The sequence below is a fragment of the Okeania sp. SIO2B9 genome (assembly GCF_010672505.1).
In the GTDB taxonomy this organism is placed as follows: Bacteria; Cyanobacteriota; Cyanobacteriia; order Cyanobacteriales; family Microcoleaceae; genus Okeania; species Okeania hirsuta.
In genome coordinates this window covers 1-7017 of record NZ_JAAHGK010000263.1, presented here as the reverse complement: position 1 = coordinate 7017, position 7017 = coordinate 1, and the positions used below count along the sequence as shown (strand labels likewise).

General features: G+C 36.3%; 4 protein-coding genes. 3 read left to right on the top strand and 1 reads right to left on the bottom strand.

The window, feature by feature from the left end:
* The first annotated feature begins 934 nt into the window (after positions 1-934).
* Positions 935-1960, top strand: a complete 1026-nt coding sequence (gene thiL / locus F6K13_RS11665) for a thiamine-phosphate kinase (protein WP_124143568.1) — start codon at positions 935-937, stop codon at positions 1958-1960.
* A 58-nt stretch (positions 1961-2018) separates the two neighbouring features.
* On the opposite strand, the gene F6K13_RS11660 is transcribed toward thiL, so the two are convergent.
* The gene (locus F6K13_RS11660) at positions 2019-3038 is read right to left on the bottom strand and encodes a type I glyceraldehyde-3-phosphate dehydrogenase (protein ID WP_124143567.1); all 1020 of its coding nucleotides are present in this window, start codon (positions 3036-3038) and stop codon (positions 2019-2021) included.
* A 1152-nt stretch (positions 3039-4190) separates the two neighbouring features.
* Between F6K13_RS11660 and murC the strand changes: the two genes are divergently transcribed.
* Entirely contained in the window at positions 4191-5849 is a 1659-nt protein-coding gene (gene murC, locus F6K13_RS11655) for a UDP-N-acetylmuramate--L-alanine ligase (RefSeq protein WP_124143566.1), read from the top strand.
* A 38-nt stretch (positions 5850-5887) separates the two neighbouring features.
* Positions 5888-6859: a UDP-N-acetylmuramate dehydrogenase gene (gene murB / locus F6K13_RS11650; RefSeq protein WP_124154629.1), complete on the top strand. Its 972-nt coding sequence runs from the start codon at positions 5888-5890 to the stop codon at positions 6857-6859.
* Positions 6860-7017: the final 158 nt, after the last annotated feature.

Below are 7017 nucleotides of genomic sequence, written 5' to 3'. Positions count from 1 at the left end.
CAGACTATTATTCTAGGTTTCATTAGATCGGGAAACTTATTAAAGTAATATTAAGAAGTCATCTTTTAGTTTGTACTATAAACTATCATTTATTATTTATACTAAAAAAAATGTAACTTACAACACTGTTTTTTTGCTAATATTTATCTTTGTTTTTTGTCAATAGTCATTCTTTTTATTGATTTATCTTGATTTTTTGACACAAAAATTAATGTTGTTTTTTAATTTTTATCAATCATTCTTTTTAGTGAGTTACAAAAATCAGTTTAAATTCAGCTATTTTTCAAACTAATCAATCTCCTTAATAATTCATATTCTAACAAAAAAAGCACAAATATGTCAAAGTAATATTGATTTTTCATCGAGAAAAAAAACTTTTGAATGATTATATTTTTTGAAGAATATAGTGTATAATTACTATCAAAATTATGCACATGATTGAAAGTATATAAGTAGCTGATATAAAGCCTTTTTATGTTACTTACAAAATATTCTGGGAAAAGGCAATAGAAGCTAATAATTCAAAATTGCTATCTGAAATCTATTTTCAGATAGAGGGAGCAAAACTTATTGTTTAATCTAACTTTTAGTTTCTAGAAATTTAGATAAATAACTATAGATTTAATACACTTTATTTTACTATTTCTCAATTCTGGAGAAATAGACTTAGATCCTCTCTTTATTCTTGACAACCTTGATTTAGGTAAAACTTGTAAATTAACTACAGATACTGATGATACTGATGATTTAAAGAGTAAGTTTGCAGATAATTACTGAATACATATTCTCCTATAGCTAAAAACAAAGTATTTTTCGATCAGTAATTATCCAAGCATGATATAAAAACAAATAATTGAGAAATTTTAGACTTTCAAAAGTAATTAGATATGTAGGTTTGAATTCTAAATATAACTGCAGTATAGTATAGATTGTCATGACCACAGTTAAAGATATTAGTGAACAAGGACTTTTAAAGGTATTACACCGTTTTTGCCCCACAGAAGTTGTTGGGGATGATGCTGCTATTGTGCCAATTCAACCCCACAAATCATTAGTAGTTACAACAGATACACTCGTTGATGGAGTACATTTTAGCGATCGCACCACTTCCCCTGAAGATGTCGGTTGGCGTAGCGCTGCTGCCAACTTATCCGACCTCGCAGCAATGGGTGCATTCCCTATTGGTATTACGATCGCACTCGGTCTCACTGGCGATACTCCCGTTACTTGGGTTGAAAAACTTTACCAAGGAATTTCTGAATGTCTACAACCATATAATACTCCTATAGTCGGTGGAGATATTGTGCGATCGCCTATCCGTACTATCTCAATTACTGCTTTCGGACAAATTGAACCTTCACAGACTATTCTTCGTTCAAATTGCCAACCCCAAAATGCGATCGTTGTTACTGGAGTACATGGAGCATCAAAAGCAGGGTTAGAATTATTACTGCATCCAGAACTAGGTGAATTTCTCACAGAAGCAGAACGTTCTTCCCTAATTTTAGATCATCAACGTCCTCGACCAAGGCTCGATCTTTTAACAAATTTATGGAATTGCTTATCTTTAAATAGTTCTAATAGTGTAGAGAAGAACCAAAACTCGGTCTTAGTAGGAGGAATGGACAGTAGTGATGGGCTAGCAGATGCGATCGTTCAGATGTGTCAAGCATCTCAGGTCGGAGCTAAGATCGATCGCAATCAAATTCCCATTCCTTCTTCTTTAACTAAACTTGTCTCACCCGAACAAGCATTAAAGTGGGCACTCTATGGAGGAGAAGATTTCGAGCTAGTATTATGCTTACCTCCAATTTGTGGCCAAGAATTAGTCAAAAAAATTGGAGTCGGTGCAGCCATAGTAGGTACAACCACAGACGACACCGACATCTTATTAATAGATAGCCAAGGAATTTACCCAAACGAGCAACTTACACTTAGCCAAGCATTTCAACATTTTTGAAAAAATTATTTATCTTGGGTTTTTAATTCAATTGCCAGAGAGTGAAAACTCAGACACACTAAGCAGGCCACTTCTGTGCGACAACTTCAGCCAAGTCTACAACACGCTGACTATAACCCCATTCATTATCATACCAAGCAATAACTTTCACCATATCGCCATCCATAACCATTGTCAGACTAGCATCTACAATAGAAGATGAATCATGACCACGAAAATCACAAGAAACCAAAGGCAAATCGCAGTATTCAATGATACCCTTCATTGGTCCATTAGCAGCTTCTTGTATAACTTCGTTAACTTGTTCAGTAAAAGTATTTTTCTCAACTTGAGCTACAAGGTCTACTACAGAAACGTTAGGAGTAGGTACCCGCATAGCAATACCATTTAACTTACCTTTCATTTCTGGAATTACCAGAGCCACTGCTTTAGCTGCACCTGTAGAAGTTGGCACAATATTTACAGCCGCTGCTCTAGCCCGCCGTACATCTCTGTGACTAGCATCCAAAATACGTTGGTCGCCAGTGTAACTATGAGTTGTGGTCATTGTACCTTTAATAATGCCAAAATTGTCATTTATCACTTTGACCACTGGAGCTAGACAGTTGGTTGTACAACTAGCATTGCTGACAATATCATAATCATCATGCTCATAATCTTGATGGTTAACACCTACCACGAAAGTACCAACTTTTCCACCCTTACCAGGAGCAGTAATTAAAACCTTTTTTGCTCCAGCTTGTAAATGCTTTGAGGCTCCTTCCTCAGTCACAAATACACCTGTAGCCTCTATAATTAGATCGATATTCCAGTCTGCCCATGGTAAATTTAAAGGATTACGGTCAGATACACACTTAATTGTTTTACCATTAACTGTGATGGAATTTTCATCCGTACTAATATCCACACCCTTTAATGTGCCCAACATTGAATCGTACTTTAGTAGATGAGCATTGGTTTTGGGGTCGGAAGTATCATTGATAGCAATAACATCAAGTTGGCTATCTGTACGAGTGAGCCAGCAACGTAAAAAATTTCGTCCAATCCGTCCAAAACCATTTATAGCAACTCTAATCACTTTTTACCTCCTAACAACAGCAATAATCATGTATAATTAAAGTTTTTGACAGTTTTAAATACTGAATTAATCCAGTTTCAGTGTTAACTAGCTATCAGCGCTTCAGCATTTTCCGTACCGGAATGCTCCGCAAACAGCTATCAGCTTTTTGACCTTGGGTTTATACTCCGGCAAATAATGCGCCGGATGGTTGAGTCGGGGTTGAAATCCTCGACTAGGGCATAAAAAAAACTCCTAATGCTGACTGCTGACTGCTGACTGCTGACTGCTGACTTCTATTTAATTGAGCCAAGCCCCGTGCTGCCCCACTGGGTGCTTTTTGGTAGTTCCAGATATTGATTTCAGGCTTAAACTCTACCTTACCTTCATCTCAGATCCCTAACTTTTTCAGAAGTGATATGAATTTTAGATAAGGAGAGCTTAAAAGAAAATTAATCTTGACCATTATCATACAGCAAAATGGTAATTTGGTAATTTTTTTGTAGGTTAATTACGATCCCTGCCATTAATCGAGTTAGCTATGGCATTAAATTTAAGTTTTTGTTCACAGCTTGTTGTATAAAGGAACCTATGTGGATGGGGTATAGAACTTGTGAGGATTTTTTGTCAAAAGTCAAAATTATAAAAGTCAAAAGTCTACATTGAAGTAGAAAAATTTTTCTGCTCCACTAATCAATCCTGGGACAGTTTAAGTAGTAAGAAGATATAGAAGCGAATAAAAAACTTTTGTTAAATAGTTTTATAGTAAGTTATTCATAACAAATTTTGTTTGCTCAATTTAAGTAAGTCAGAATTAGCAACCCATTAGTTATTGGACAACAAGTTACTGACTAACAACTAATGCTTGAATAGCAATCTAAACTGTGAATGATAATTCATAATTGATTTTGTCTAGTTAGGTTCTATAAATACTTATTCTTTTGTAAAAAATCCTGATAATTTATCCTTGATTAATTTTTCGAGGTATATCCGGAAAAAGACTGGCCAGTGGGTAAAGATTTGATAGAAAACAAACTCATTGCAAGTAATAGAGCTGATTAACTAAACTAACCAGTATTTTTGGTAAATTACTGCTAGACTCTATCTAAAAAAAAAAAATCCTGGTATGATATCGCGTGTTATGGGCACAGTGTGGTGTATAAGGAGTAATTAATGTCTATATATGTAGATTTCAGTGGTAGGCCGTTTCATTTTATTGGTATTGGAGGCATCGGAATGTCAGCTTTGGCTTACATTTTAGCCAAACGCAATTTACCAACTTATGGATCGGATCTAAAATCAAGCCATATAACAAAGCGTTTGCAAGCAATAGGAACCCATATATTTTGGGATCAAGATGCTAAAAATTTAGAACTATTTCAACAAATTTCTCTTGAGAAAAATGTATCTCCGTCAAACGACTCAAACTTAAATTTATCCCCTATCGACCTCTGTCTAAGTACAGAAGGATTAATGACGGAAAAACACAATAGTAGGATGGAGGATAACCAAGAAATTTCTCAACTTCCACAAGTAATTTGTTCAACAGCAATTAATCAAACTAACTCTGAGTATAAAGCCGCAATTGCATTAGGATGTCCCATTTTACATCGCTCGGATCTATTAGCAGCTCTAATTCAAGAATATCAAAGCATAGCTGTAGCAGGAACTCATGGCAAAACTACAACTAGCAGTCTCATCGGATTTATGCTTCTAGAAACTGGTTTAGACCCCACTATTGTTATTGGTGGAGAAGTAGATGCTTGGGAAGGTAATGCTCGTTTAGGTAACAGTCCTTATCTAGTCGCAGAAGCAGATGAATCAGATGGCTCTCTGATTAAATTATCTGCACACATTGGTGTAGTAACAAATATCGAATTAGACCATCCAGATCATTATGAAAGTTTAGATCAGGTGGTTGAGACTTTTAAAGTATTTAAAGAAAATTGTCAAACTTTGGTAGGTTGTATAGACTGTTCTACAGTGAAAAACTTCCTCCAGCCAACTATTAGCTATAGCCTTGACTCAGATAGTAATGCAGATTATACAGTCGATTGTGTAGATTATCAATCTCATGTTACCTTAGCTCGTGTTTGGGAGCGGGGCCAAATTCTGGGAGAGTTACAGTTGGGGTTATTGGGTAAACATAACTTAAGTAATGCTTTAGCTGCTGTAGCAGTAGGCAGGTTACTAGGTTTAGAATTTCCTGCTATTGCTATGGCGATCGCTAAATTTGAAGGCGCTCATCGTCGATTTGAACATCGCGGAGAGTGCAATGGTATTGTATTCATTGATGACTATGCTCACCATCCTAGTGAAGTTAGTGCAACTTTAGCCGCAGCTCGCTTACGAAAAAACAGTCAAAAAGTGACTACAAAATCTCACATATCTAAAACCAGTTTATCTTTGACAAAACAAAATAACTCATTGCCGATCCAAAGAGTTGTTGCTATATTCCAACCTCATCGTTATAGTCGTACTCAAGCTTTTATTTCAGAGTTTGCGAAGTCATTTAATGATGCTGATATGGTGATTGTTACTGATATCTACAGTGCAGGGGAATCACCATTGGGTAAAATTAGTGGCCAACAAGTAGCTGAAGCAATTTCTGAAGATCATCAACAGGTTTACTATCAACCATCTTTAGAATTAGTAAGTAAATTTTTAAATGAAGTCTTAAGACCAGGAGATTTGGCAATATTTCTCGGTGCTGGCAACCTCAATAAAATTATTCCAGAGGTTATGGCATATTATCAAAAACCTCACTATCAGGTTGTATCTATTGAAACAGCTTATATAGAGGAACATTCAGTTGAGTTAGCTAACTCTTAAACAATATCTTTAAAATTACGATAATTCAAGTATTAGTTATGACAATGACTCTCCCTTATAACATAGCTAGTTCAGCTCAAAAGCCACAATATAAACCTATTCCACTACTGGGAACAGATTGTGTAATTAGGTCTAATGTTCCTTTAGCTCCTCTGACTTCTTACCGAGTTGGAGGACCTGCTGAATGGTATGTCACACCAAAAAAATTAGATCAATTACAAGCAAGTTTTCAGTTTGCTCACTCTGAAGGACTACCAATTACTTTGCTAGGAGCAGGTTCCAATATGTTAGTGAGCGATCGTGGTTTATCGGGGTTGGTGATTAGTAGTCGCAACCTCCGTCACATTAACTTTGAACAGGAAACAGGTCTTCTAACCGTAGGTGCTGGTGAATCATTACCACGTATTGCTTGGAAGGCAGCTAGAATGGGTTGGCAAGGTTTGGAGTGGGTTGTTGGTATCCCTGGTACTGTTGGTGGTGCTGTGGTAATGAATGCTGGGGCACAAGGTAAGTGTATAGCTGATATATTAGTTAATGCCCATGTTATGTTGCCTGATGGTCGGATAGAAATTCTGTCTCCTCAAGATTTAGAATACAGCTATCGTCATTCTAGCCTACAAGGTAAGTCTATTTTGGTTGCTCAAGCTACTTTTCAGTTACAACCAGGGGAAAATCCTGCTTCGGTGACTGCTATAACTTCTGAAAATTTTAACAAGCGAAAGACTAGCCAACCTTATCATTTACCTAGTTGTGGTAGTGTTTTTCGCAATCCAAGGCCACAAGCTGCTGGTTGGTTAATTGAACAAACTGGGCTTAAGGGTTATCAAATAGGAATGGCCCAGGTAGCTCACCGTCATGCAAACTTTATTCTTAATTGTGGGGGAGCTACAGCTAACGATATTTTCCAATTGATATATCATGTTCAAGAACAGGTGGAAAAGCAATGGTCTTTTTTATTAAAACCAGAGGTAAAAATGATCGGAGATTTTTCAGGAGCACTAACTTTCTAATGTCAGTATACTAAACGGGTGCTTCTTGCTTAACAATTTGAGTCCGAAGGTATTAAGATTTTGTCAGAAACTAGGGCGGAAAAAGTAGAAGTTGTGGATGGGAAAAAAGTAATTACGGCAGGTGGAAAAAATATTATATTTGATGAGATTTTGGTTGC

Coding starts and splice junctions, on each gene's coding strand:
- thiL (WP_124143568.1), top strand. CDS start 935: ATGACCACAGTTAAAGATATTAGTGAACAAGGACTTTTAAAGGTATTA.
- murB (WP_124154629.1), top strand. CDS start 5,888: ATGACAATGACTCTCCCTTATAACATAGCTAGTTCAGCTCAAAAGCCA.
- murC (WP_124143566.1), top strand. CDS start 4,191: ATGTCTATATATGTAGATTTCAGTGGTAGGCCGTTTCATTTTATTGGT.